The sequence below is a fragment of the Streptomyces sp. NPDC057654 genome, from assembly GCF_042800135.1.
In the GTDB taxonomy this organism is placed as follows: Bacteria; Actinomycetota; Actinomycetes; order Streptomycetales; family Streptomycetaceae; genus Streptomyces.
The window spans coordinates 1-1,406 of record NZ_JBHVHQ010001367.1 but is presented as its reverse complement, the minus strand read 5'-3'; the positions used below and the strand labels follow the sequence as shown (position 1 = coordinate 1,406).

Below are 1,406 nucleotides of genomic sequence, written 5' to 3'. Positions count from 1 at the left end.
GCGCTGGACCACGACGCAGTCTTCGCCCAGGTCGAGCAGTGCTCGTACGGTGTGGGATCCGATGAAGCCGAGACCGCCGGTGACGAGGATCATCACGTTTCCTTCCTGTAGCAATCCTGATCAGTTCTGAAGCTCTGGGGCCTGCTGGTTCTGAGGGCGCTACTTGCTCTGCAACTTCCCCAGCGGCTTGGGGTCCCCCTCCAGCGCGTCGGCCGCCGCCCGCCAGCCGGTGTCCTCGGGGTAGAGGGCGCTGCGCAGGAACGCCGTGGTGAGCCGCTGGATCAGGGCGACGCGTTCGGGGCTCTCGTCGGTCGTCTCGGCGGCCTCGTAGCCGGGGATGCCTCCGAGCGAGTGCTCGGCCTCGAACAGCGTGAGCAGGCTCTTGCCTACCGGGCTGTAGGTGTAGGGGTCGGTGAACCAGTCGGGTCCGCGCGTGGACAGCGGGGAGTCGTCGCGGTCCCCGGCGACGATGAGAGCCGGTGCGGTCATGGTGTCGAAGGACGGCCTCATGAAGGGGAGGTGCTCGACGGCGAACGGCGTCAGGCTGTCGCCCAGGCCGGTCAGCGCGAGCAGCACGCCCGCCTTGACCCGAGGGTCGGACATGTCCTCACCAGGAACGCCCTCGGAGTCGAGAACGCGCGCGCCCAGCAGCGTGCTCGCCGTCTGTGCTCCCCAGGAGTGGCCGGCCACGGCGATGCGGCTGTGATCTATACGCCCGCCGAGGCCCGGCACTGCGGCTTCCAGGGTGTCGAGCCCGTCCAGTACGCGTGCGAGGTCCTCTATACGGATGCGCCAGATCCGCGGCGTACGGGGGTCCTCGGCGGGGAGGCCGAGCGTCCTGGAGTCGAGGTGGGTGGGCTGCACCACCACGAAGCCGTGGGCGGCCCAGAAGTCCGCCAGCGGACCGTAGCCGTTCAGCGACCAGCCGAAGCCGTGCGAGAAGACGATGACGGGCAGGTCGCCGCCGGTCGCGGGGGCCGATACGCGGACCTGGAGGTCCTCGCCGCGCCCCGGGGCTGCCAGCACGACCGGCTTCGCCGAGACCACTGTGGTGGGCGCGGCCGTGGCCTGCTGTTCTTTCGCAACGTTCGGGTTGGACATGGGGGTGCCTCTCTTCAGGCCTCTTCAGGCGCTTCTTTTCAGGCGCTTTCGCACTCGTGCCAGATGGTCGCGGCGGCAGCCTGGGCAGCCGCCGTCCCGTCTGCCATGATTGAAACGGAACCTCGTTCCGCTAACCATACGGAACCGCGTTCCGCTTCGCAAGACCAGTCACCGGTCACCGTCCAGTTGGTCTCTGACCGGCAGTAGACGGCACCAGCGATCGGCTTCCATGCGCACCGCACCGCACCGGAATGGAATGGAGTGGATATGGACACGGAACGCCCCGCTACCGGCTCGGCGGAGAC

General features: G+C 68.4%; 2 protein-coding genes. Both read right to left on the bottom strand.

Annotated features, from left to right (window positions below):
* Positions 1-93: NAD-dependent epimerase/dehydratase family protein (locus ACFU99_RS43685; protein WP_384404346.1), on the bottom strand; the 93-nt coding region annotated here is incomplete at its 3' end.
* A gap of 66 nt (positions 94-159) precedes the next feature.
* A complete protein-coding gene (locus ACFU99_RS43680; protein WP_384404345.1) occupies positions 160-1,101 on the bottom strand; it encodes an alpha/beta hydrolase family protein in 942 nt (313 codons plus the stop codon).
* Positions 1,102-1,406: the final 305 nt, after the last annotated feature.